21 protein-coding genes and 1 tRNA gene are annotated in these 24,100 nt (G+C 69.5%); 13 read left to right on the top strand and 9 right to left on the bottom strand.

The genetic code is table 11. The annotated features are described in order from the left end of the window. Positions 1-78 precede the first annotated feature (78 nt). From yidD to ACFOM9_RS03820, 3 genes are all read left to right on the top strand, one after another. A complete protein-coding gene (gene yidD / locus ACFOM9_RS03830) occupies positions 79-330 on the top strand; it encodes a membrane protein insertion efficiency factor YidD (protein ID WP_386706329.1) in 252 nt (83 codons plus the stop codon). After that, positions 315-1,661 carry a dihydroorotase gene (locus ACFOM9_RS03825; protein ID WP_386706327.1) on the top strand — a complete coding sequence of 449 codons (1,347 nt, stop codon included), beginning with the start codon at positions 315-317 and terminating at the stop codon, positions 1,659-1,661. The genes yidD and ACFOM9_RS03825 overlap by 16 nt, the downstream gene beginning before the upstream one ends. 161 nt (positions 1,662-1,822) lie before the next feature. Then, positions 1,823-2,653, top strand: a complete 831-nt coding sequence (locus tag ACFOM9_RS03820; RefSeq protein ID WP_386706325.1) for a M23 family metallopeptidase — start codon at positions 1,823-1,825, stop codon at positions 2,651-2,653. 165 nt (positions 2,654-2,818) lie between these two features. On the opposite strand, the gene folE2 is transcribed toward ACFOM9_RS03820, so the two are convergent. From folE2 to efp, 6 genes are all read right to left on the bottom strand, one after another. Next, positions 2,819-3,742, bottom strand: a complete 924-nt coding sequence (gene folE2, locus ACFOM9_RS03815; RefSeq protein ID WP_386706323.1) for a GTP cyclohydrolase FolE2 — start codon at positions 3,740-3,742, stop codon at positions 2,819-2,821. A 282-nt stretch (positions 3,743-4,024) separates the two neighbouring features. Further along, a complete protein-coding gene (locus tag ACFOM9_RS03810) occupies positions 4,025-4,684 on the bottom strand; it encodes a phytoene/squalene synthase family protein (RefSeq protein WP_386706321.1) in 660 nt (219 codons plus the stop codon). Between the two features lie 51 nt (positions 4,685-4,735). Further along, the gene (locus ACFOM9_RS03805) at positions 4,736-5,404 is read right to left on the bottom strand and encodes a phosphoglycolate phosphatase (RefSeq protein ID WP_386706319.1); all 669 of its coding nucleotides are present in this window, start codon (positions 5,402-5,404) and stop codon (positions 4,736-4,738) included. Positions 5,405-5,509: 105 nt separating this feature from the next. Continuing rightward, the gene (gene ubiG / locus ACFOM9_RS03800) at positions 5,510-6,250 is read right to left on the bottom strand and encodes a bifunctional 2-polyprenyl-6-hydroxyphenol methylase/3-demethylubiquinol 3-O-methyltransferase UbiG (protein ID WP_386706317.1); all 741 of its coding nucleotides are present in this window, start codon (positions 6,248-6,250) and stop codon (positions 5,510-5,512) included. Positions 6,251-6,355: 105 nt separating this feature from the next. Continuing rightward, positions 6,356-7,702 (bottom strand): TRZ/ATZ family hydrolase, encoded by a 1,347-nt coding sequence (locus ACFOM9_RS03795; protein ID WP_386706315.1) that lies wholly within the window; start codon positions 7,700-7,702, stop codon positions 6,356-6,358. 44 nt (positions 7,703-7,746) lie between these two features. Beyond that, the gene (gene efp / locus ACFOM9_RS03790) at positions 7,747-8,313 is read right to left on the bottom strand and encodes an elongation factor P (protein ID WP_386706313.1); all 567 of its coding nucleotides are present in this window, start codon (positions 8,311-8,313) and stop codon (positions 7,747-7,749) included. Positions 8,314-8,415: 102 nt separating this feature from the next. Between efp and epmB the strand changes: the two genes are divergently transcribed. From epmB to phbB (ACFOM9_RS03760), 6 genes are all read left to right on the top strand, one after another. Beyond that, entirely contained in the window at positions 8,416-9,450 is a 1,035-nt protein-coding gene (gene epmB, locus ACFOM9_RS03785; RefSeq protein ID WP_386706312.1) for an EF-P beta-lysylation protein EpmB, read from the top strand. Positions 9,451-9,496: 46 nt separating this feature from the next. Further along, complete coding sequence (locus tag ACFOM9_RS03780; protein WP_386706310.1) at positions 9,497-11,581, top strand: EAL domain-containing response regulator; 2,085 nt, start codon at positions 9,497-9,499, stop codon at positions 11,579-11,581. Between the two features lie 196 nt (positions 11,582-11,777). After that, positions 11,778-12,686: a tRNA glutamyl-Q(34) synthetase GluQRS gene (gene gluQRS / locus ACFOM9_RS03775; RefSeq protein ID WP_386706308.1), complete on the top strand. Its 909-nt coding sequence runs from the start codon at positions 11,778-11,780 to the stop codon at positions 12,684-12,686. A 47-nt stretch (positions 12,687-12,733) separates the two neighbouring features. Then, positions 12,734-13,474 (top strand): acetoacetyl-CoA reductase, encoded by a 741-nt coding sequence (gene phbB / locus ACFOM9_RS03770; RefSeq protein ID WP_386706306.1) that lies wholly within the window; start codon positions 12,734-12,736, stop codon positions 13,472-13,474. A 397-nt stretch (positions 13,475-13,871) separates the two neighbouring features. Further along, complete coding sequence (phaR, locus tag ACFOM9_RS03765; RefSeq protein ID WP_386706305.1) at positions 13,872-14,366, top strand: polyhydroxyalkanoate synthesis repressor PhaR; 495 nt, start codon at positions 13,872-13,874, stop codon at positions 14,364-14,366. A 12-nt stretch (positions 14,367-14,378) separates the two neighbouring features. Further along, on the top strand, positions 14,379-15,119 hold the full coding sequence (phbB, locus tag ACFOM9_RS03760) for an acetoacetyl-CoA reductase (RefSeq protein ID WP_386707302.1): 741 nt from the start codon (positions 14,379-14,381) through the stop codon (positions 15,117-15,119). Between the two features lie 125 nt (positions 15,120-15,244). Here phbB (ACFOM9_RS03760) and ACFOM9_RS03755 read toward each other — a convergent pair whose 3' ends face one another. Both ACFOM9_RS03755 and ACFOM9_RS03750 read right to left on the bottom strand, forming a co-directional pair. Continuing rightward, complete coding sequence (locus tag ACFOM9_RS03755) at positions 15,245-16,141, bottom strand: M48 family metalloprotease (protein ID WP_386706303.1); 897 nt, start codon at positions 16,139-16,141, stop codon at positions 15,245-15,247. Positions 16,142-16,171: 30 nt separating this feature from the next. Continuing rightward, complete coding sequence (locus tag ACFOM9_RS03750; protein WP_386707299.1) at positions 16,172-17,995, bottom strand: SUMF1/EgtB/PvdO family nonheme iron enzyme; 1,824 nt, start codon at positions 17,993-17,995, stop codon at positions 16,172-16,174. Positions 17,996-18,158: 163 nt separating this feature from the next. Between ACFOM9_RS03750 and rnd the strand changes: the two genes are divergently transcribed. The 4 genes from rnd to ACFOM9_RS03730 all read left to right on the top strand — a co-directional run bounded on the left by rnd (position 18,159) and on the right by ACFOM9_RS03730 (position 21,886). Further along, a complete protein-coding gene (gene rnd / locus ACFOM9_RS03745) occupies positions 18,159-19,289 on the top strand; it encodes a ribonuclease D (protein WP_386706301.1) in 1,131 nt (376 codons plus the stop codon). Between the two features lie 13 nt (positions 19,290-19,302). Continuing rightward, positions 19,303-19,378, top strand: a tRNA-Ala gene (locus tag ACFOM9_RS03740). Between the two features lie 326 nt (positions 19,379-19,704). Further along, on the top strand, positions 19,705-20,940 hold the full coding sequence (locus tag ACFOM9_RS03735) for a beta-ketoacyl-[acyl-carrier-protein] synthase family protein (protein WP_386706299.1): 1,236 nt from the start codon (positions 19,705-19,707) through the stop codon (positions 20,938-20,940). Positions 20,941-20,980: 40 nt separating this feature from the next. Continuing rightward, the gene (locus ACFOM9_RS03730; protein ID WP_386706297.1) at positions 20,981-21,886 is read left to right on the top strand and encodes a crotonase/enoyl-CoA hydratase family protein; all 906 of its coding nucleotides are present in this window, start codon (positions 20,981-20,983) and stop codon (positions 21,884-21,886) included. A gap of 40 nt (positions 21,887-21,926) precedes the next feature. On the opposite strand, the gene ACFOM9_RS03725 is transcribed toward ACFOM9_RS03730, so the two are convergent. Then, a complete protein-coding gene (locus ACFOM9_RS03725) occupies positions 21,927-24,032 on the bottom strand; it encodes an ATP-binding protein (protein WP_386706295.1) in 2,106 nt (701 codons plus the stop codon). Positions 24,033-24,100 lie beyond the last annotated feature (68 nt).

The raw sequence follows: 24,100 nt of genomic DNA, 5'->3' as shown, positions 1-24,100 counted from the left end.
AAAGCGCGCTGTTATACCCTGCCCTGACTACAGCGGCAACCGCACGGACCTTTTCCGCGCGTCCTCGCAAAACCCGACGTGATCGATCGTCTCCTCATCGCCCTCCTGCGCGCGTACAAACGCTGGCTGAGCCCTTTGCTCGGGCCACGCTGCCGTTTCGTGCCGACCTGCTCGGAATACGCCATGGAGGCGATCGCCCGCCACGGCGCGCTGCGCGGCGGCTGGCTGGCGGTGCGTCGCATCGGCCGCTGCCATCCCCTGAACCCGGGCGGCCACGACCCGGTCCCACCCGCCCCCGACTCCCAGGAACCTCCATGCCCGACACGCTGATCGTCAACGCCCGCCTGGTCAACGAAGGCCGCGAATTCGACGCCGACCTGCGCATTTCGCAGGGCCGCATCGAGGCCATCGGCAGCGGGTTGTCCGCGCGCGACGGCGAAACCGTGGTCGATGCCAACGGCCGCCGGCTGCTGCCGGGGATGATCGACGACCAGGTGCATTTCCGCGAACCGGGGATGGAATACAAGGCCGACATGGCCACCGAATCCACTGCCGCGGTCGCCGGCGGTGTCACCAGCTTCATGGACATGCCCAACACCAGCCCGCCGACGCTGTCGGCCGACGTGCTGGAGAACAAGTACCAGCGCGCCGCCGGCCGCGCGCGCGCCAACTACGGCTTCTACATGGGCGCGAGCAACGACAACCTCGAGGCGATCCGCACGCTCGATCCGCTGACAGCGCCGGGGATCAAGGTGTTCATGGGCGCCTCCACCGGCAACATGCTGGTCGACGACCCCGACACCCTGGCCGGGATCTTCCGCGAGGCCCCGACGCCGATCATCACCCATTGCGAAGACACGCCGATGATCGATGCGACGCTGGCGAAGTATCGCGCCGAGTACGGCGACGACATACCCGCGGCCTGCCACCCCGACATCCGCTCGCGCGAGGCCTGCGTCAAGTCCACCCGCCTGGCGCTCGACCTGGCGCGCACCCACGGCACCCGCCTGCACGTGCTGCACATTTCCACCGCCGACGAACTGGCGCTGTTCACGCCCGGTCCGCTGGTCGACGCCAACGGCGTGCGCAAGCGCATCACCGCCGAGACCTGCATCCACTTCCTGCGCTTCGACCGCAGCGACTACGCGCGCCTGGGCCACCTGATCAAGTGCAACCCCGCGATCAAGGAGGCCAGCGACCGCGAGGCGCTGATCGACGCGCTGGCCTCGGACGTGATCGACGTGCTCGCCACCGACCACGCGCCGCACACCTGGGAAGAGAAGCACAATCCCTACGTGCGCGCGCCCAGCGGCCTGCCGCTGGTGCAGTACGCGCTGGTGGCGGCGCTGGAGCTGGTGCGCGAGGGCCGGCTGAGCAACGCGCAGGTGGTGCAGAAGCTGGCGCACGCCCCGGCGCAGCTGTTCGACGTCAAGCAGCGCGGCTTCCTGCGCGAGGGCTACTGGGCGGACCTGGCGCTCATCGACGACACGCCGTTCACCGTGCAACGCTCCGACGTTCTGTCGAAATGCGCCTGGTCGCCGTTCGAGGGCACCACGTTCCACTCGCGCATCGCCGCGACCTGGGTCAACGGGCAGCTGGCCTGGGATGGCGACCGCATCGTCGGCGAGCCGCAGGGACGGCGGATGGAGTTCGATCGTTGAAGCCGAGCGCGGCCGTTGTGCCGTCTGCGCGGCTTTGGGCGGGTGGTCGCTTCGCCGGGCATGGCTCGGCAGGATCTCGCGATGTCCCTCGTCGTGAAGACGGAAGGCGCCGCAGCGGCGGGTCTTTCACGCATTCGAGGTGCCCTTCGGGGTGGGTGGCGATGACGTTGCTGGCGCTGCTGCTTGCGACCCTGCCGGCGATCGCACGGACCGGCGCGCCGGCCATGCCCCAATCGGGCGAGGATGGCATCGTGTTTCCGGCCAGCACTTCGCAGGGCGCGCTGGTGTTCGGCAAGGTGCCGGCCGGCAGCGTGGTGCGCTACGCAGAACGCGAGTTGCGCCCGACGCCCTACGGCACGGTGGTGTTCGGCGTGGACCGGCAGGAAGTCGGACCGCTACGCCTGGAAGTCCTGCGGCCCGACGGGACCACCGTGATGGAAACCATTGCGGTGGATGCGCGCGACTGGCCGCTGGAACGCGTCGATGGCGTGCCGCCGAAGACCGTGAACCCGCCGCCGGCGATTGCCGAGCGCATCCGCCGCGAACAGGCCCTGGTCACTGAGGCGCGCACACGCGACGACCAGCGAGCGGACTTCGCCGCGCCGTTCCAGTGGCCGGTGCAGGGGCGCATCAGCGGCCGCTTCGGCAGCGGGCGCGTGTACAACGGCCAACCGGGTGCGGGTCACTCGGGCATGGACATCGCCGCGCCGACAGGCACGCCGGTGAAGGCGCCGGCCGCGGGCGTGGTGACATTTTCCGACGACCTTTACCTCACCGGCGGCACGATCGTGCTCGATCACGGCCACGGAGTGAGCTCGAACTTCCTGCACCTGTCGCGGATGGACGTGAAGCCGGGCGACCGGGTGTTGCAGGAACAGGTCATCGGCGCGGTGGGCGCGACCGGGCGCGCGACCGGGCCGCACCTGCACTGGGGGATGAACTGGTTCGACGTGCGCGTCGATCCGCTGCTCGTCCTTGAGCGCACGCAGTAGCGCTTACGCGAGGCAGGCGCTTCTCCCGCTTCGCCGGAAAAAAAGGCCGACCCTTCGGGCGCACACGTCCGGCAGAAGCTCGCGGCTGAAGCCGCTCCTACAGGATCTGCATGCTGCCGGGGGTGCTGCGGCAGCGAGCTTCCCTGCGGGCTACGCGGGGATGCTTCAGGCGGTCGCCCCGCCGCTCACCCGCGCCACCGCGTCGTGCGCGTGCAGGCTCTCGAAGTGCGAGACGGTGGCATCGAAGCGTTCGATGCGCGCGTCGGCCGACAGCGCTGCGGCAACGCGGCGTGCGGCGTCCTCGCAGAACATCAGGTTCTCTGCGTTGAGGCGCGCGAACGCCTGTTCGTCCTCGCGCTTGACCGCTGTCTGCACCGGCGTGCCCAGCGCGGACTCGAGCGCGTCGACCAGGCTTTCGATCGACAGCTGGCCGAACGAAGGCTGCAGGCGGACGCGCACGTCGGCGCGGCTGCGCTGCGCATGCGGGGTCGCGGCCAGGCCGCGCTCCGACGCCAGCCAGTCGCGCACCACAACGGTCGACAGCGGGCGGGCGGCGGCGAAATCCTCCGCGAAGCGGTCGGCATTGAGCTGCCGCGACAGCGCGGCCGAGGCCGGGCAGGTGCTGGAATACTCGACCGCGAACGCCAGCGTCAGCGCCAGATGGCCGTCGGCGAGCGTGGCGTCGATCTCGACCGGGTAGCGCTTCCAGCCGGCATTGTCGCTGGCCAGCGCGCGCCTCAGGAGCATCTGTTCGTAGCGCAGCACGACCCGCGCACGCGTCGATAGCCCGGCCTGGGAATCGATGCAGTCCTGCAGCACGCGACGCAGCCCGGCGGGGGCGATCGCCTCGGCCACCAGCGCGTCCTGCAGCCGCAGGTACAGCCGCGACATGTGGATGCCGCGCGCATCGGGTTCGACCAGGTCGACGAACACGTCCGCGGACGCGGCCACCTGCAGCGGCGCGCCGTTCGCACCGGGGATCGCCAGCGGCAGCGCGATGCGCTCCATGCCGACCCAGTCGAGCGGGCGTGCGGCGAGGGCCAGGTCGCCGGCAACATCCGGCAGTTGGTTGGGAATGGGAGGATTCACGGCATCGGGGGCGGGAAGCAGGCACACAGTTTACCGGCTGTCGTCGATATGGCCGTGCAACGCTGCGTTTCCCGGCTCGACGCCCCGCAGTGTGGCCTCGCGGGCTTCCCGCAAAGGGCTTCAGCCGCGGCCCGGTTTTTTCCCGGAAAGCGGGGCGATCCGGAGAGGGCCGCAGGGTTCACGTGAGTTCGGAAGATGCCTCTCCGCCGCTGTGCTGAGAGGAGCAAAGCTCGCGGCTTCCGCCGCTCCTACGGGTTGCGCGGTGACGACTGAGTTGCCGGTTCAGCGCGCCGGTCGGGCGGCGCGCCAGGCGAGCCACAGGATGCACCAGGGCCTCGCAGCGAGTTGCAGGCCGCTCGCGGCGCGATCCAGACGCTGCCGGACGAAGGCCGACTGCAGCCGTCGCGGCCGAACGCCGGCCGCTGCCGCCGTGGCGGTTCCGAAGGCAGTCGCCGCCAGGTCTGCCGTGCCCTGCGCCAGGTGGCGGGTTGCCAGCAGGTCGAAGGCGATCGCGCCGGCAGCGATGGCCGGGTTTGCGCCACCGCCAAACAGCGCCTGCTCGCATTCGGCCACGGCCAGTGCCGTGCCCTCCAGCCCCGCCTGCGAGGGCGTGGCCGACGATGGCCGGTCGCGGCTGCCCTGCAGCGGCAGCAGGCCGGCGGCCAACGCGGCCCAGGGCGCGGGCTGCGGCTGCAACACCGCGCCCAGCGGGTGGCGGCGAGCGCCTTTCATCCAGCCCTGCAGCTCTTCGTTCCACCACGCGAGCTTGGCCAGGCCGGGCGTCGCGTCGGCACCGCCCCAGGCGGCGTCGGTCAGCTCCTGTAGCAGTGCAAACCACGCGAACGCCAGTTCGCGCTGCGTCGCGGGCAGGAATGCCGCACCGATGCGCCACTCCGGCCAGAGCGCATGCCATTTGGCGGTGAATTCGTCGGCGTTATCCATGGCGTCATTGTAGGAGCGCGCCTGGGCGCTGGCCCGGCGGTTTGGGACGCGCTACCGCCGCGGCCAGGCCAAGGGGTCGGTCAACCCGTGCGGGGTATCGGCCATGACGTCGCCCTGCCACGCCACGGGATCGTCTTCATCGAGGCGATAGCCCCACAGCGCCACCACTGACGGCATGCCGGCCGCGCGCGCGGCCATGATGTCGCGTTCGTCGTCGCCGACGTAGGCGCACTGCGCCGGCTCCACCCCGAGCGCCTGCGCCGAATGCAGCAGGGGCAAGGGGTGCGGCTTGCGTTCGGCGAGGGTGTCGCCGCCGACCAGGATCGCGCTGCGCGCATCCCAGCCGAACGCCGGCAGCACCTGCCGCGCGAGGTATTCGGGCTTGTTGGTCACGATGCCCCAGCGCGCGCCGTCGGCTTCCAGCGCGGCAAGCATCTCCTCGATGCCGTCGAAAGGCCGGCCGTGCAGGCCGATCTCGCGTTCGTAGGCGTCGAGGAACGGCCGCACCAGCGCTTCGCGCGCATCGGCGTCCAGCAGCGGGAATGCCGACGCGATCATCGCGCGGGCGCCCTTCGACACGTGCGGCCGCAGCGCGTCCAGCGTCCCGGGCGCTTCCCCGCGCTCGCCGCGCAGCGCGTTGATCGCCGCCAGCATGTCGGGCGCGGAGTCGAGCAGCGTGCCGTCGAGGTCGAACAGCACCAGGCGCGGGAAGCGGGTCACGCAGCGCTTCCTTCATGGCAGCCGCGCACAGGTAACGACCGAAGCGAGGCCATGAACGAAACCCCGTCGCCCCGCCTCTTCATGGCAGGGCGGAACCGGGCCGGATCACAGGCCATCGCCGGTTTCCGGCTTCACCGCGCACGCCAGGTAGTTCACGTCGGTGCGGCTTGAGAGCCGCGCGGCGTCGCGCCACGGTTCGTACATCAGGCCGCTGACGTCCTCCAGCTGCAGTCCGCATTCGCGCAGCCAGGCGCCGAGCTCGGACGGCCTGATGAAATCGCGGTACTGGTGCGTGCCCTTCGGCAGCAGGCGCGCCAGGTATTCGGCGCCGACGATGGCCAGCGCGAACGCGGCCGGCGTGCGGTTGAGGGTGGAGACGAGCAGGCGCCCGCCCGGCTTGAGCAGCGTGGCGCATGCCGCCAGGATCGCGCCCGGATCCGGCACGTGCTCGAGCATTTCCATGCAGGTGATGGCATCAAACGCGCCCGGCTGTTCGGTCGCCAGCCCCTCCACCGGCTGCACGCGGTAGTCGACCTTCACCCCCGATTCGAGCCCGTGCAGGCGCGCAACCTTGACCAGGTCGTCGGCCAGGTCGATCGCGGTCACGTCGGCCCCCGCGCGTGCCAGCGCCTCGCTGAGCAGTCCGCCGCCGCAACCGACATCGAGGATCTTCGCGCCGCCCAGCGCGACGCGATCGGCGACGTAGCCCAGCCGCACCGGGTTGAGCGCATGGAGCGCCTTCTGCGGGCCCTTCGGATCCCACCAGCGATTGGCGAGCGCGGCGAACTTGTCGAGTTCGGACTGGCGGAAGTTGGGCTGCGGTTCGGCGGATGGCGCAACGGTCATGGGTGTTCCTGTCAGGGTCTTGTGGGAACGGCTCCGGCCGCAAGCCTTGCCGGTGGAAGCAGAGTCGAAGCTCGCGCGAACGCTGTTCCGGCAGGTGGCCTCGGCCTATAGCGTTGCGCGGTCGATCGCCGCGATGCGGCCACGCCACTGCCTGGCGTTGGCGACGATCGCATCGACGTCCATGCCGGGCAGCTGGCGCTCGCGCAGCTTGTGCTGGCCGGCGATCCACACGTCGCTGACCTGGTGGCGGCCGGCGGCGTAGACCAGCTGCGAGACCACGTGGTGCAGCGGCTGCGTTTCCAGCGGCGAAAGGTCGAAGCACGCAAGGTCGGCCTGCTTGCCCGCTTCGATCGAGCCGACCAGGTGGTCGAAGCCGATCGCCTTCGCTCCGCCCAGGGTCGCGGCGCGCAGCGCGGTGAACGCATCGAAGGCCGCGGCGTCGTCCGCCACCGCCTTGGCCAGGATCGCCGCGGTGCGGGTCTCGCCGACCATGTCCAGGTCGTTGTTGCTGGCGCAGCCGTCGGTGCCGATGGCCAGGTTCACGCCGGCGCGCTCCAGCGCGCAGGCCGGGCAGAAGCCGGAGGCCAGCTTGAGGTTGGACTCCGGGCAATGCACCACGCTCACGCCGCGTTCGGCGCACAGGTGGATCTCGGCGTCGGTCAGCTGGGTCATGTGCACCGCGATCAGGCGGTCGTTGACCAGCCCCAGGCGATCCAGTCGGCCGATCGGGCGCTGGCCGTGCTTCTCCAGCGATTGCTGCACCTCCTGCGCGGTCTCGTGCAGGTGCAGGTGCACCGGCACGTCGAGCTGGTCGGAGAGCATGCGGATGCGTTCGAAGTTCGCGTCGTTGACCGTGTACGGCGCGTGCGGCGCGAACGCGGTGGCCACCAGCGGGTCGCCGCGCCACTGGTCGTGGACTTCGCCGGCCTTGTCGAAGTATTCGTCGTCGCTCTTCGCCCAGGCGGTGGGGAAGTCGATCACCGGCAGCCCGACGCGCGCGCGGAAGCCGTGCCGCTTGTAGACCGCGGCCTGGACGTCGGGGAAAAAGTAGTTCTCGTTGACGCAGGTCGTGCCGCCGCGGAGCATTTCGGCGATCGCCAGGGTGATGCCGTCGGCGACGAAGTCCGGCCCGATCACCGCGCCCTCGATCGGCCAGATGTGCTGCTGCAGCCAGACCTTCAGCGGCAGGTCGTCGGCGACGCCGCGCAGCAGGGTCATCGGGTTGTGCGCGTGGCTGTTGACGAAGCCCGGAACCAGGGCGCCGTCCGGGCGCGAGACGGTCTCGGCGGCCTGGAAACGCGTCCGTGCTTCCACTCGCGGCAGCACGGCGACAATGGCGCCGTCGCGGACGGCCACGGCATGGTCTTCGAGCACCACGCCGTGCGGTTCGACCGGCACCACGAAGCCGGCTTCGATCAGGAGGTCGCAGTGTTCCGGGGCGTTCTCGGTCATTCGTCTCGTTCTTGTGTCCTGGTTCCTGCCGTCGCGCCCGATCGTCACTTCACTCGCGAAACGTACTCGCCGCTGCGCGTGTCGACCTTGATCACCTCTTCCTGGCCCACGAACAGCGGCACCCGGACCACCGCGCCGGTTTCCAGCGTGGCCGGCTTGCCACCACCGCCGGAGGTATCGCCGCGCACGCCCGGATCGGTCTCGGTGATCTTCAGCTCGACGAAGTTGGGCGGGGTGACCTGGATCGGGGTGCCGTTCCACAGTGTCACCACGCAGTCCTCTTCACCCTTGAGCCACTTCTCGGCGCCGGCCATGCCGGCCTTGTCGGCCTGGACCTGCTCGAAGCTCTCCGGATTCATGAAGTGCCAGTGCTCGCCGTCGGCGTACAGGTACTGCATGTCGGTATCGACCACATCGGCCGCCTCCATCGAATCGGTCGCCTTCATGGTGATTTCCTGCACCCGGCCCGACTTGATCATGCGGAACTTGATGCGGGTGAAGGCCTGGCCCTTGCCCGGCTTGACGTACTCGGTATCGGAAATGATGGCGGGCTCGCCGTTGACAAGGATCTTCATTCCGTTCTTGACGTCGTTCATGCCGTAGCTGGCCATCGGTACTCCTGGGAAAATCGTGGGCGGGTCGAGCCGCGGCAGCGGCTAGAATGTCGGGATCGGGCTCCGGCATGGCTGGAATGGCCCCGGAACAGACCTCGAATGATACCCGTAGCCTCCCCTGCCCTGCAGCCCGTCCCGGCCGGCGCGGGCGCCCGCGACGCCCTGGGCTGGAAGCGCCTCTGGCGCGAAGCCGTGCGCGACCCGCGCGAGCTGCTGGCCCTGCTCGGCCTTGAGGGGCGTGTGCCGGGAGTGTCCGAGGCGGCCGCCGCACAGTTCCCGCTGCGCGTGCCGCGCGGCTTCGTCGCCCGCATGCGACCGGGCGATCCGCACGACCCGCTGCTCCGCCAGGTGCTGCCGCTGGACGAGGAACTGCGCCCGGTCGCTGGATTCACGCTGGACGCGGTGGGAGACGCGGCCGCGCGCGCCGGGCACGGGGTGATCCACAAGTACCAGGGCCGCGCCCTGCTGGTGGCGACCGGCAGCTGCGCGGTGAATTGCCGCTACTGCTTCCGGCGCCATTTCCCCTACGCCGAGGAAACCGCAGCCGCCGGCGGCTGGCGCGAGGCGGTGGGGGCAATCCGCAGCGACGACTCGATCCACGAGGTGATCCTGTCCGGCGGCGACCCGCTGTCGCTGGCCACGCCGAAACTGGCTGAACTGATCGCGCAGCTGCGCGCGCTCCCCCAGATGCGGCGCCTGCGCATCCATACCCGGCTGCCGGTGGTGCTGCCCGAGCGCGTCGACGACGAGTTCGGCGACTGGCTGCGCTGCCTGCCATGGCCCGTGGCGGTGGTGGTGCATGCCAACCACGCGCGTGAATTCGACGACTCGGTGGACGCGGCCATGGCGCGGCTGCGCGCGGCCGGTGCGACCGTGCTCAACCAGGCGGTGCTGCTGCGCGGCGTCAACGATTCGGTCGACGCGCTGGCGGCGCTATCCGAGCGCAGCTTCGCCGCGGGCGTGCTGCCCTACTACCTGCACCAGCTCGACCGGGTCGCCGGCGCCGCGCATTTCGAGGTCTCCGACGCGCACGCGCTCCAGCTGCACGCCGCCCTGGTCGCGCGGCTCTCGGGCTATCTCGTTCCCAGGCTGGTGCGCGAGGTCGCGGGCGATGCCTCCAAGCGCGCGCTTTGACGGCGGCACGTAGACTAGGCCCATCGCCCCGTGGCATAACGCCCGCATGTCGAAGAACCCGGACCAAGCCCTGCGCCTGATGATCGTCGACGACAGCGTCGAGGACGCCGAGGCCATCGTCAGCGCCCTGCGCAATTCCGGGATCGCGGTGCGGCCGCTGCGACCGGCTTCGGAGGACGAACTGTCCACGATGCTCGGCGGTCAGCAGATCGACCTGGTGCTGGCCGCGCAGCAGGGCAAGGACCTGCCCTTCGCCACGGTCATGCAGTCGGTCGCGGCCAGCGGCAAGGACATCCCGGTCGTCGCGGTCAGCAACGGCATCGACGACACCAGCTTCCACGAGGCGCAGAGCGCCGGCGCCCGCAACATCGCCCTGCGCGACAAGCCCCAGCAGCTGCTGGCGACGGTCCGCAGCGAGTGGGACGACCTCGAAGGCCGGCGCGCCCTGCGCCGGCTGGAAGCGCGCGTGCGTGAGACCGAGCGCCGCTGCGACACCCTCATCGAGTCCTCGCGCGACCCGATCGCCTATGTCCACCAGGGCATGCACATCCGCGCCAACAGCGCCTACCTGGAGATGTTCGGCTACGAATCGTTCGAGGACCTCGAGGGCATGTCGCTGCTGGACCTGGTCGCGCCGCAGCACGTCAACGACTTCAGGGAACTGCTTAAGGACCTGGCGAAGGGCGACGCCCCGCCGCCACGCTACGACCTGGAGGCCCGCGACGCCGACGGCAATGGCTTCCCGGCCTCGATGGAGTTCGCACCGGCCACCTACGAGGGCGAGACCTGCCAGCAGGTGATCTTCCGCCGCCAGGAGCAGCTGCTCGATCCGGGCTTGGCCCAGGAACTGGAGGAACTGCGCCAGCGCGACCAGGTCACCGGCCTGCTCAACCGCCCCACGTTCCTGCACATGCTGGAGGACGCGGTGGCCGACGCGGCCCAGAACAAGGCCCAGCACGGCTTGCTGCTGCTCGAGCCCGACCACCACCAGCGGCTGCTGCACGAGATCGGTCTGGACGCGGCCGATGCGATGCTCGCGGCCATGGCCGAGCGCCTGCGCACCGCGATCGGCGACGACGCCGTGGCCGCGCGCTTCTCCGAGCACAGCCTCGCGGTGCTGATTCGCGGAAGCGACTACGCCCAGACCACCGCGCTGGCCGAGCGCATCCGCGAGGCCTTCGCCTCGCACGTGTTCCCGATCGGCAACCGCTCCAGCGTGATTACCGCAAGCATCGGCGGGGTGCAGATCGGCGAGAAGATCGCCAGCGTCACCCAGGTCCTGGCCAAGGCCAACCAGGGCGTGCAGTCGTCGATCGGCGTGGGCGGCAACCGCTTCGAGATCTTCGACCCCAGCGCGGTCGAACGCGCCGAGGAGGAGCACGTGCAGGCCTGGGTCGCGCGCCTGCGCGACGCGCTCGACCAGGAAAACTTCGTGCTGCACTACCAGCCGGTGATCAGCCTGCAGGGCGACACCGGCGCGGTCTACGAGACCTTCCTGCGCCTGGACGCCGGCGACGGCGAGCTGGTCAAGCCGCTGAGCTTCCTGCAGATCGCCGAGGAACACGGCCTGCTGTGGGAAATCGACCGCTACGTGATCGGCCACACCATCGCCACGATCGGCCAGCGCATCAGCGCCGGCAAACCGACCACGCTGCTGGTGAAGATCAGCCAGGCGTCGCTCAACGACGACAGCCTGGTGCGCTACATCGGCGAGCAGCTGGTCGCGCACGGGGTGCCGGGCGAGTACCTGGTGGCGCAGCTGCCGGAGGCGAAGGTGTTCACCCACCTCAAGGCCGCGCAGGAGTTCGCCGCCGCGATGGGCAAGCTCGACTGCCGCATCGCGCTGGAGCAGTTCGGCGCCGGGCTCGATTCGTTCCAGCTGCTCGCCCACCTCAAGCCCAACCTGATCAAGATCGACCGCAGCTTCGTCGAGGAACTGCCGAAGAACGTGGCCAACCAGGAGCGCATCCGCGAGATCGCCAACAAGGCGCGCGAACTGGGCATCCGCACCATCGCCGAATTCGTCAGCGACGCGGCCAGCATGTCGATCCTGTTCTCGGCCGGCGTGGACTACGTCGAAGGGCAGTTCCTCGCCGGCGCCGGGCCGGACATGGGCTACGACTTCGAGTGACGACAGCTGGGGATCAGGCGAACGGCGTGCGCGCCTTTGCCCTCCCCTCGCGACGCGAGGCCTGGCTGGTCGATCAAGCCCATGAACAGAGCCTCGCTGCATCCTGTATGGCAGTGCGGATTTCCGGATTCTTTCGCTGCCCCGGTCCCTGGCGCCTGACGTCCCGCGCTTGTCCCCGACGCCGACTTCCGACCTGATGTCTCCCTCGACCTACCGCGGCCGCTTCGCGCCCTCGCCCACCGGCCCGCTGCATTTCGGCTCGCTGCTGGCCGCCTTCGGCAGCTGGCTGATGGCGCGCCAGGCGCGGGGTCGCTGGCTGGTACGGATCGAAGACATCGACCCGCCGCGCGAGGTCCCCTGCGCGGCGGACGAACAACTGCGCACGCTGCAGCGCTTCGGCCTGGTGTCCGACGAGCCCGTGCTGCGCCAGAGCGAGCGCGGAGCGCTCTACCGCGAGGCGCTCGACCATCTGCTCGAACGCGGCGACGCCTTTGAATGCCATTGCAGCCGCAGCGACCTGGTGGCCGGGGGCGGGGTTCATCGCGCCTGCATGGCGGGCAGGCGACGTCCGGACCCGGCGATCCGGCTGCGCGTGCCCGACGGCACCGTCATCGGCTTCACGGACCGGGTGCAGGGCGCGATCGAACAGGACGTCGCGCGCGAGGTTGGCGATTTCGTGCTCAGGCGCGCCGACGGCCCTTGGGCGTACCAGCTGGCGGTGGTGGTCGACGACGCCGCCCAGGGCGTCACCGAAGTCGTGCGCGGCGCGGACCTGCTCGACTCCACCGCCCGGCAGATCTTCCTGCAACGCCGGCTCGGCCTGCCGTCGCCGGGTTACGCGCACCTGCCCCTGGTGGTCGACGCCCAAGGCCACAAGCTGTCGAAATCCTCGGCCGCGCTGCCCGTGGACGATGATGACCCGCTGCCTGCCTTGCGCGCTGCATGGACGGCGCTGGGCCAGTTGCCGAGCGCATGGCCCTCGGGCGACACGCTGGCCGAGACGCTCGAAGCGGCGGTGCGCGCGTTCGATCCCGGCCGCATCCCGTCCTCGTCGGCGACGACACTCGCCGCGTTGCACAACGCCTGTGTCATCGACGCCGCATAGAATCCGGGGCAATGGGGAACTGGTCCCCATGCAGCATGGGAGACGGCATGAACGCACGCGTGGCTTTGGTGACGGGCGGCACCGGGGGAATCGGGACGGCGATCTGCCGGCGGCTGGCCGCGAACGGCCACCGGGTGGCGACCAACTACCGCGATGAGGAGAAGGCGCGCCAGTGGCAGGCGCGAATGCGGGCCGACGGCTTCGACGTGGCGCTGTCCAGGGGGGACGTGTCGACCCCGGAGGACGCCGAGGTGATGGTGCGGGAAGTCGAACGCCAGCTTGGCCCCGTGGAGATCCTGGTCAACAACGCCGGCATCACCCGCGACGGCACGTTCCACAAGATGACCGCGTACCAGTGGCAGGACGTCATCAACACCAACCTCAACTCGGTGTTCAACGTTACCCGCCCGGTCATCGAGGGCATGCGCGAGCGCAAGTGGGGCCGGATCATCCAGATCAGCTCGATCAACGGCCAGAAGGGCCAGTACGGACAGGCCAACTACGCCGCCGCAAAGGCCGGCATGCATGGCTTCACCATCTCGCTGGCGCAGGAGAACGCGCGCTTCGGCATCACCGTCAACACCGTATCGCCCGGTTACATCGGGACCGACATGGTGATGGCGGTGCCCGAAGAGGTCCGCAACAAGATCGTCGCGCAGATCCCGACCGGCCGCCTCGGCAATCCCGACGAGATCGCCTACGCGGTGAGCTTCTTCATTCCCGACGATGCGAGCTGGATCACCGGGGCAAACCTGGCGGCCAATGGCGGGCAATACATGGGGTGGTGAGCCAGCTGCGCAGTCGGCGCTGGACATTTGGGGGGGACCGGGGACGGGGGATTGGACTGGGGACTGATGGCTACCGCGCACGGTCGGCCGTTTGCCGTCAGCCCGAGCGCAGCGAGGGATCTGCTGCATTGCCGGAGGCCTGCCAGTGGCTGCGCCCGGATGACAGCGTTTGGATGCGGATGTTTCGCATACCCGGTCCGGACCCAGGGGTCCTGCTCCTGCTTCCTCGACCCTGCCCCCGAACCCGACGGGAGCTGCCCTGCGGCCACCGCCCCGTCCTGGTCCAAAGCCTCCCTCTGGCAACCGCAGGCCGCGCACGCGCACCCCGCCCGCCTTCTTGCAACCCTTGCTGCACTGCGCCATGCTGGAGCGACGCATCAGTTAGAGCCGTTGCTCCATGACCAAGACGCGCGTGATCAAGAAGTATCCGAATCGTCGCCTGTACGACACCGACATTTCGAGTTACATCACCATCGAGGACGTCCGCCAGCTGATCGTCGATGGCGAGGACTTCGAGGTCCGCGACGCGAAGAGCGGCGAGGATCTCACCCGGCAGGTGCTGCTGCAGATCATCGCCGAGCACGAACAGGACGGGCAGCCGATGCTGTCGACCCAGATGCTGAGCCAGATCATCCGCCTGTACGGCGACTCGCTGCAGGGATTCATGGGCACTTATCTGGACCGCTCGATGCAGACTTTCATGGAGCAGCAGGCACAGTTCCGCCAGCAGATGGACAGCGTGCTCGGGCAGACCCCGTGGTCGATGATGAACCAGCTCACCGAGCGCAACATGGAGCTGTGGAAGGACTTCCAGGAAAACCTCGTCGCCGGCATGGGGCGCACAGGTCCAGCTCCCGACAAGGCCAAGGACACCGCCAAGCGCGGCAAGTAGCCGGTGACTGCATTGGACAAGCGCATCGCCGCCGTCACCGGCGGCATCGGCGGGCTGGGCACCGCCATCTGCAAGTCGCTGGCAGCGCAGGGCCGCACGGTCGTCGCCATCGACCTGGGCGACCGCGAGGATCGCATCGAGGCGTTCGGCCGCGACACCGCCGGCCTGGACATCCATTTTGCCGCCGGCGACGTTTCCGATTTCGATGCCTGCGGCAAGCTGGTCGAAGACATCGTCGCCGCGCACGGCGCGCTCGACATCCTGGTCAACGCCGCCGGCATCACCCGCGACATCACCTTGCGCAAAATGCAGCGCGCGCAGTGGGACGCGGTGCTGCGGGTCAACCTGGACGGGGTGTTCAACCTCTGCCGGCACGCCATCGAAGGCATGACGGCGCGCGGCTTTGGCCGGATCGTCAACATCAGTTCGGTGAACGGCCAGACCGGCCAGTTCGGACAGACCAACTACGCCGCCGCCAAGGCGGGCATGCACGGCTTCACGATGGCGCTGGCGCGCGAAGTCGCGCGCAAGGGCGTGACCGTCAACTCGGTGTCGCCCGGCTACTGCGAGACCGCGCTGGTGATGGCGATGCCCGAGGACATCCGCGCGCGCATCGTGGAGGACGTGCCGGTGGGACGGCTCGGGCAGCCCGACGAGATCGCGCGGACCGTGGCTTTCCTGGCCGCCGATGACGCCGGTTTCATCACCGGCGCGAACATCCCGGTCAACGGCGGGATGTTCATGTCGTTCTGAGACTGCGGCGTCTGCAGCGAAGGACTCGTGGGAGCGGCTTCAGCCGCGAGCTTTTGATCCGCGGGACCACGATGCGAGGAAGCTCGCGGCTGAAGCCGCTCCCACAAGATGCACGCCCTTGCCGGTTACTGCGCGCCGGTGCAGAAACGCTTGCGGTATTCCTGCGCCTTGGGCATGAGCGCCTTGAGGTTCTGGATGCGGGTGGCGGAACTGGGATGGGTGGACGCGAACTCCGGCGGTGCCTGGCCGCCGCCGGCCTGGCCCATGCGCTCCCACAGCGCGACCGCTTCCTCGGGGTTGTAGCAGGCGGCCGCGGCCAGCATCAGGCCCATTTCATCGGCCTGCGACTCCTGCTTGCGCGCATACGGCAGCGAGCGGCCGTAGCCATACACGGCCATCGCCATCTGCAGCTGCTGCTGGTCCATGCCGCTCATCGCGCCGGCCATCTGCCCCAACTGCGCCAGCTTCTGTTCGGTCATGCGCTGCGCGCCGTGGCGCAGCAGGGCGTGGGTGATCTCGTGGCCCATCACGATCGCCATCGCGTCGGCGTTCTTCGCCACCGGCACCAGGCCGGTGTAGACCGCCATCTTGCCGCCTGGCAGGCAGAACGCGTTGGCCTGGTCGGACTCGAGCACGGTCACGTCCCAGTCGAACGAGTCCTCGATGTGCTGCGCCTCCAGCCCGTGCTCGGCCGCCAGCGCATCCTCGACTTCGGGAATCTTCACGATCAGCCGCTGCGCGATCTCGCGCACCTGTCGCGCGATCTGCGAGTTCGGGTCGACCGGCTGCTCCTGCGCCAGGATCTCCTGGTAGGCCTGCAGGCCGAGCGCTTTCTCGTCCTGCGGCGAAATGCTCTTGTCGATCAGCACCGTCTCGCCGGTCAGCGGGTCGGTCGACCGGTTGGAGAAATAGAAATAGGCGCCGTAGACGATGAACGCCACGAGGATCAGCAGCCGTGGGCTGAAGCCGAATCCGCGCCGCCTGCCCTGCACCTGTCCGCCGCCGAGTGGATTCTGACGCATCTTGCCTTCTCCCTGTCACTGCTGCCGTGGCTAGATTTCGCGCACCACGCGGAAACCGATGCGCCCGTTGGTGCTGTCCACGCCCGCCGGCGCGCGCCACGAGGAGCGCGTCTGGTCCGGCGCGCTGGCCCAGGATCCGCCGCGCACGACCCGCGTCCGGCAGCCGGGGTTGAGCCAGCTGGAGCCGTCCACCGGTGCGCGCCGGTAGCCATCATGCCAGCAGTCGGCGACCCACTCGCTCACATTGCCCGCCAGGCCGCGAACGCCCCAGGGATTGGCCGCGAAACGACCGGCCGGGGCCGGGCCCCAATAGCCGTCGCCATAGCCGGCGAAGGCGTTGTTCCAGTGGCGCCCGGTGGGCGAGCGGTCGCGTCCCCCGGTGAAATTGCCGGCGTCTTTTGGCGGCGAACCGTCGCCCCACGGATAGCGGGTGCGGCTGCCGGCGCGCAGCGCGTATTCGAACTCCGCCTCGCTCGGCAACCGATACCGATGACCGCTCTGCTCCGACAGCCAGGCCGCATAGGCCTCGGCGTCCTTGGCGCTGACGTGCAGCACCGGCAGGTTCTCGCCGGCCGGGTTACCGGCATGGTCGCTGCGCCAGTCGACGCCGCTGACGCGCGCGAAGTTGCCGCTGCGCTCGTCGTAGGCCATCGAATAGCCACGCCGCTGCGCGCGCGTCCTGCGACCGGTGGCATTGATGAAGCGGCGGTAGTCTCCCACCGTGACCTCGGTGATCGACATCGCGAAGCCGCGGTCGAAGCGGACGGCGTGCTGCGGGCGCTCGGCATCCTCGGCGCGCGCATCGCCGGCCTCCGCGCCCATGCGATAGCCGCCGTGCGGCACCACCACCATCTGCGGGCCGCGCGCGCCGTGTTCCAGCCCGTCGGTGAACTGCTGGCCGGGACGGAACTGCCCGTAGTGTTCGGCCAGGTCGATGCGTTCGCGCAGTTCCGCCGCGACCGGATCGCCGGGTTTGGCGATCAGCAGGATCGCGGCAAGATGGCGCCGCGCCGCAGCGATGCCGTCCGGCTGCCCCAGCGCCGCGACGCCCAGGTCGCGCAGGCGCGCGATGCGTGCGCCGCGCATGCGCTCGATGCGGACGATGGCGTCGGGCACGGTCGACATGTCCGGGCGGACCTTGGCCGCCACGCCGAGCCAGCGCTTCGCGCCTTCGAAATCGCCCTGCTCCGCGGCGACCTCGGCCTTGCGGATCATCGCGCTTTCGGTCGCCGCCAGGCCCTGCATCGCGCGCGGCTGGCCGGGACGCAGCGCCAGCGCCTCGCGGAACTTCGCCAGCGCACCGCCACCGTCCTCGCCGTAGCGGCCGCCGGCGAGCGCGCGTTCGCCGTCGCGGTTGAGTTCCCAGAGCGTGTCGGCCTGGTCGATCCGCTCGAGGTAATCGGCCACCGCCTCGTCGTCGCCATCCGTGGCCCGGGCCACGGCGGCCATCCGGTGCGCCTCGCGCAACGCGGCGATGTCGTCGTCCGCACGCGCCAACGCGGCGTCTCCGTGGGCGATCACCGCCCGCAGCGCGCGGTCCAGGTCGTCGCGCAGCCTGCTGTCGTCCGGTGCCTGCTTCGACAGCGCGAGCAGCAGCGGGATCGCCGATTCGGCGTCATCGGACAGCTTGCCCGCTTCCAGCGCCGCCTCGGCCCGCTCGCGGGCTGCGTCGAAGCCGTCGGGCGGAATCTCCACCACCGGTGGGCGCCAGGTCAGAGATTCGGCAATCGCGTCATCGCCGCTGATGGTGACGATGCCCGCGCGCGTCTGCGCCGCCTGCGCCGAACGCTCGTCACGCGCCGCGTCCCCCGGATTGCGCGTGCAACCCGCGAGCAGCCATGCCACGACGATGATCCGGAAAACTCCGCGCAAACCCTGCACCCACCTGGACGGGTCGCCAGATTACGCCATCGCCGCCGGTCCTGGCAGGCGCCCGGGCGGCACCGGGTCACCGCGCATTTGCCGCTGCCCGCTTGCGACCGTTAGGCTGCGACCACCGCTTTCGAACGCCGACACCGTGCCTGACTGGATCACCGACCCCGCGGAACTGGACAACCGCATCGCCCGACGCCCGCAGCGCGTCGGCCTGGACACCGAGTTCATCCGCGAACGCACCTACTGGCCGCAACTGGCGCTGGTGCAGATCGCGCTGGGCGACGACGGTGACATCCTGCTGGTCGATCCGCTCGCTCCCGGCATCACCGATGCGCTGCGACCGCTGCTCACCGACACCTCGGTGCTGAAGGTGATGCACAGCCCCAGCGAGGACCTGGTCGCGTTCAAGCACGCCTGCGGCGTGGTGCCGCAGCCGCTGTTCGACACCCAGGCCGCTGCCGCGCTTGCGGGCATCGCCGCCGGCATCGGCTACCAGCGACTGGTGCAGGACGTGCTGGACGTGGCGCTCGCCAAGGGCGAGACCCGTTCGGACTGGCTGCGCCGACCGCTGTCGCCGTCGCAGCTCGAATACGCCGCCGACGACGTCCGCCACCTGTTCGCGGTGCACGATGCGCTCGACGCGCGCCTGGTCGAGCTCGGCCGCGACGCATGGCTGCAGGAGGATTGCGCGCGCATGGTCGCCAATGCCGAACGCGACGAGGGCGACCGCTGGCCGCACCTGTCGCTGCGCGCCGCGCAATTCCTCGACGAAGCCGCGCGCGTGCGCCTGCTGCGGCTGCTGCGCTGGCGCGAAGCGTACGCACGCCGCGCCGACCGACCGCGCAGCTGGATCCTCGACAATGAACTGGCGGTGCTGCTGGCGCGCGAACCGGCCGCCCACCCCACGCAGCTGCAGCGCCAGCTCGACGCCAACCCCAAGGCGCCGCGCAAGCTCGGCGAGGCGATCTGGGAGGCCCTGCAGACGTCGCTCGACGACGAAGCCGATGCGCCCGAACCGCGCAACGAGGACCGCGACAAGCAGGTCCTGCGGCGGCTGCAGGAAGCCACCGCCGCGCGCAGCGCCGAACTCGGCCTGCCCGACGGCGTGCTGGCATCGCGGCGCTGGCTGGAACAGCTGCTCGGCGCCGACACGGCCGACGGCTGGCCGGGCCCGCTGTCGGGCTGGCGCCGGGCCGAACTCGAACCGGCGCTGGCTCCCCTGCTTCCGCCCGCCGCCGGAGGTTCTGGCCTCGGAGCGGACTCGTCCGTATAATCCGCAACCTCGTGGGGCGGTAGCTCAGCTGGGAGAGCGTCGCGTTCGCATCGCGAAGGTCAGGGGTTCGATCCCCCTCCGCTCCACCATCCCGATCCGTCGGGTCCAGCAGTCGACGAAGCCGGCCAAGCGCCGGCTTTTTCGTGCCTGACAGTTGGTGGTTCGCAGCCCCGCTGCAGCCGGGCGAAGCACACGGATCATTGGTATGCAGCCGCGTCCAGCCGGCCACCGACAGTTCTGACTCCGCGCGCAACGGTGCAGCCGCACCTCCGCTCCTTGCGCCTGATTGCCGCCGTGGCGACCGCTGCGGGCTCCGGACCAGTCCCGCCGCACCGGTGCGATACGCCGACGATGAGATTTGGCGCATCTAGGGGTAGTCTCACGCCACGCGGCTCGCATTCGCCAGGGGAAATGCATGAAAAAGGAAGCCGTCGCCATCACCGGCGTCGGTGTGCTGTCGCCGATCGGCCTCGACGTCGAGGGCGTGGTCGACGCACTGCGCACGGCCCGGTCGGGCATCGACAGGATCACCACGCCGCCGACGCCCCGGGAGTTTGCCGCCGGCGTGGTCAAGCAGGATTTCGCCGACGCGTTCACGCGCCTGGAACTGCCGTTCCTCGACCGCTGCCAGCAGCTCGCCATCGTCTCCGCGCGACAGGCGCTGCTCGAGGCCGGGATCGAGGATTTCAGCGACTTCGGCCAGCGGGCCGGCCTGTACTACGGCAACGTCAACGGCGGCGCCGCGGCGACGCTGGAATGGTCACGCCAGCTGCTGGTCGAAGGAAAGCAGGCGGCGCGTCCGTTCGCCGCGATGGCGATCATGTCCAACGCCGGCGCGGCGCAGATCGCGATCCGGCACAAGATCTTCGGGCCCGTGGTCACCCATGCCAGCGCGTGCGGCTCATCGGGCGTGGCGCTGGGCGAGGCCGCGCGCGCGATCGCCGACGGCTACCTCGACGTGGCCGTCGCCGGCGGCGCCGAAGCGCCGCTCACCGCCGGCGTCCTGGGCGTGTTCAGCGGAACGCGCGCGATGAGCGGGCCGGACGGAGACGACGTCTCCCGCACCTGCAAGCCCTTCTCCAGGGACCGCACCGGCCTGGTGCTGGGGGAAGGCGCGGCGTTCGTGGTGCTGGAGGCGGCCAGCCACGCCGAACGGCGCGGCGCCACGATTCACGGTTACCTGACCGGATATGGCATATCAAGTGATGCGCACCACATCGGCATGCCTGCGGCGGAGGGCCAGGTCCGCTCGCTGCAGGCCGCGCTCGACCACGCGCGGCTGCAACCGCGCGACATCGGATACCTCAATGCCCACGCAACCGCCACCGACGGAGGCGACGTGATCGAATCCGCGGCCATCCGCGCGGTGTTCGGCGACGGCGACGACGCGACGCGCGTCAGTTCGACCAAGGCGGTGCACGGCCACCTGCTGGGCGCGACCAGCGCGCTGGAATTCGTGATCACCCTGCTTTCGATGCGCAACCGCGTCCTGCCCGCCTCGGCCCACATGGGCGAGATGGACCCGCGCTGCAAGTTGAACCACGTCGGCCCCGTTCCCCTTCGGGACGTCGAACTCGACCACGCACTTTCGTTCTCGTGCGGGTTCGGCGGCACCAACGTCGCACTGATCGTTTCCCGCAATCCCGGCTAAACCTGCCGTTCCATCGCCATCACCACACCGAGGCACCGAAATGAGCCAGCTCAATCCCAGTCCGATCCTGTTCGAAGCCCGCACGGATGCGCGGCGCGTCGGCACCGAAGTGCGCCACCTGGCGATGGACACGCTGTGGGTGACGCTTGGCATCGACCGACGGACCGGGCTGCAGAACTTCACCCCCGCGCTCGTCGACGAACTGCAGAACCTCGTCAACGCGTTGCGCACGGAGGGCAACGTGCTGTCGTCCTCCGGCGACCGGTCGCCGCTGCCGTACACCGTGATCCAGTCGCGGCATCCGGAATACTTCAGCATGGGCGGCGACCTGCAGTTCTTCCGGCAGTGCATCCAGCGCGCCGATGCATCGCGGCTGCACGACTACTCGATGCGTTGCCTGACCCTGCTGTTCTCGTGGGCGGCGCAGATCAAGGACCGGACGACTTCGATCGCGCTGGTGCAGGGCCGGGCGCTGGGCGGCGGCTTCGAGCTGGCGCTGAGCACCGACCACCTGGTCGCCGAGGAACAGAGCACGTTCGGCTTTCCGGAAATCATGTTCGGCCTGTTCCCCTGCACCGGCGCCATGGGCCTGCTGGCCAACGTGGTCGGCGCGCGCCAGGCCGAGAGGATGATGACCAACAAGAAGATCTATACCGCGCGCGAGCTGTTCGACATGGGCCTGATCGATGAACTCTGCCCGCAGGGACAGGGCGAACTCGCGGTCGAGCGCTACATCCAGCAGCATGCCTCGCGCCTCAAGGCCAGGATGAAGGTCCAGCAGAGCCGCTATCGGCAGGCGCCGCTCAACCACGAACACGGCGTGCAGATCGTCGACGACTGGGTGGAAACGGCGATGCGTCTGTCGGACGACGAACTGCGCACCCTGGACATGCTGGTGATGCTGCAGCAACGCGAAGCCTCGGACCGCCGGGTGCTCGCGGCCTGACGCGGAGGGCGGCGGCTGTACCTGAGGCGGGGACGCCGGGCTACCTGGACTTCGCCACGCCCGGTAGCCCGAAGGTGAGCTTCAGCGCATCGAGCGCCTCGAGGCTGCGGCTGGTCGTTTCCCCGAGGTCGACCATCCAGCGCCCGGCCTGTCCGGTCAAGGCGCTCGAGGTGACGCTCATCAGCCTGTCCGCCAGCGCGGCCAGTCGGATCGCGCCGATGTTCAGCGCCACGCCGCGCATGGCGTGGGCGTGCCGGTGGACGCCGGGCAGGTCTTCGGACCGGATCGCGGCCATGAGGTCGGCCGCGATCGTTTCGATGTCGGCCATGCCTTCTGAAATCATCTTGAACAGGAACTCGGGCGTGTCGCGGATCTCGCGCAAGTTCTCCAGCGCCTCCGGATCGAGGTATTCGACCGGAACCGCCTTGATCTGCGAAACCGCCCTGCGCGGTTCGCGCGTGGGCGCCCCGCCAGCCGCGGCCTCGGTGGACGGCGACAGCCCCGAAATCGCGTCCCTGAGCTTGCCGAACGTGACCGGCTTGTGGATCACGCCCGCCGCACCGGCGTCGCGCAGCTTGTCCGCCGTGCCGGTGGTGGCATCGGCGGTCACGAAGAACGTGGGGGCCGTTTCGACGCGCCCGAACCGGTAGGTCTGGAACACCGTCAGCCCATCGATGTCCTCCATGTTGAAATCGAGGAACACGACATCGAAGCGGTCGTCCCCGAGTGCGACCAGCGCCTGTTCGCCGCTGGTGGCGGCGACCACCTCGTGGCCGTCCTTCAGCAGCATCTCCTTCATCAGGTCCAGGTTCAGCGCGTTGTCGTCGGCGATCAGGATCCGCCGCGCCGCGACCGATGCAGGCGCCGCGGATCCCGCCTGCGCCTCGGGCTGGCTGGCAACGGTCCTGAGGTCGACCTCGAACCAGAACTGCGAGCCCTGGCCCTCGGTGCTCTCGACGTTCAGCGTGGCGCCCATCTTCCGGACGTGCTCCCTCGCGATCGTGGTGCCAAGGCCGGTGCCGCTGTAGCGGCGGCTGGGGCCGGTTTCGACCTGGAAGAACGGCTCGAAGATCCGCGACTGGAGGTCCGCCGGGATCCCGATGCCGGTGTCCTGCACCCCGAACCGGATCCGGTAGCTGCCCGCGCGCTCCTCCACCAGGCGCGCGCGGATGACCACCGAGCCCTCGTGGGTGAACTTCACCGCGTTGCCGGCGAGGTTCATCAGCACGCTGATCAGGTCCTGTGGCCGGCCCATCACCGGCGCGCGCAGCGCGGGGTCGAGGTCCAGTTCGAGCCGCAGGTTCTTGACGGCCGCGATCGGGGCCAGCGCACGCATCACGTGGCCGGTGGCCAGGCGCAGGTCGAACGGAATCGCGTCGGTGTCCGCGGCCTCCGCTTCGACCTTCGACAGGTCGAGCAACTGCTTGATCTCGCCGTCCAGCGAGGTCGCCATCGCCAGGATGGCGCGCGCGCGGTCCGCGATCGCGCGGTCGCCGGTCTCGACCTCGATCAGCTGGGCCGACGACACGATCCCGGTGAGCGGCGTGCGCAGCTCATGGCTGACGTTGGCCAGCAACTGCGACTTGGCCTGGCTTTCGCGTTCCGCCAGCGCCTTGGCCATCTGCAACTTGCGCATCAGCGACGCGGCATACAGCGGCACGACGATCAGCAGCACGACGTGGGACAGCGCGAAGAACGGATGCGCAGACCAGACCGGGGAGACCAGGGCGACGAGCGAAAAGCCCACCAGGGAGGTGACCTGGCACAGGTGCATCGCCATCGGCCCGATCCGGAAGCCGAACCCCAGGATCGTGAACAGGTAGAAGCCGACCAGCAGCGTGGACGACTCGCCGGCCATGAACAGCCAGCCCGACAGCATCAACGGATCGGCGATCGCGGTGATCAGCACCAGGTCGCGCGCCGACAGCGATCGCCACTTCGACGAAAAATGCAGCGCGGCGACGATGTACAGCACATAGGCGGTCACGATGCCGACCACGACCGCCGACGTGCTGCCCTGGTGCGTGGGCGCCCAGAAGAAGGTGGCCACCAGCATCACCAGCGACACCGGCAGGCCGAACCGTGCCCGGAGCACGGCCTGGGCGCGGACGTTGCGTTGCATTTCCATGTGGTCGAGCTTGTCCATTAGCCGTTTGCCCAGCAGTGCGCTGATATGATGGAGCGGCCATTCGTACCATAGCGCCCGTCCATGGG

Source organism: Luteimonas notoginsengisoli, from assembly GCF_042648885.1.
GTDB lineage: Bacteria > Pseudomonadota > Gammaproteobacteria > Xanthomonadales > Xanthomonadaceae > Luteimonas > Luteimonas notoginsengisoli.
This window is presented reverse-complemented; position numbering and strand designations above follow the sequence as displayed.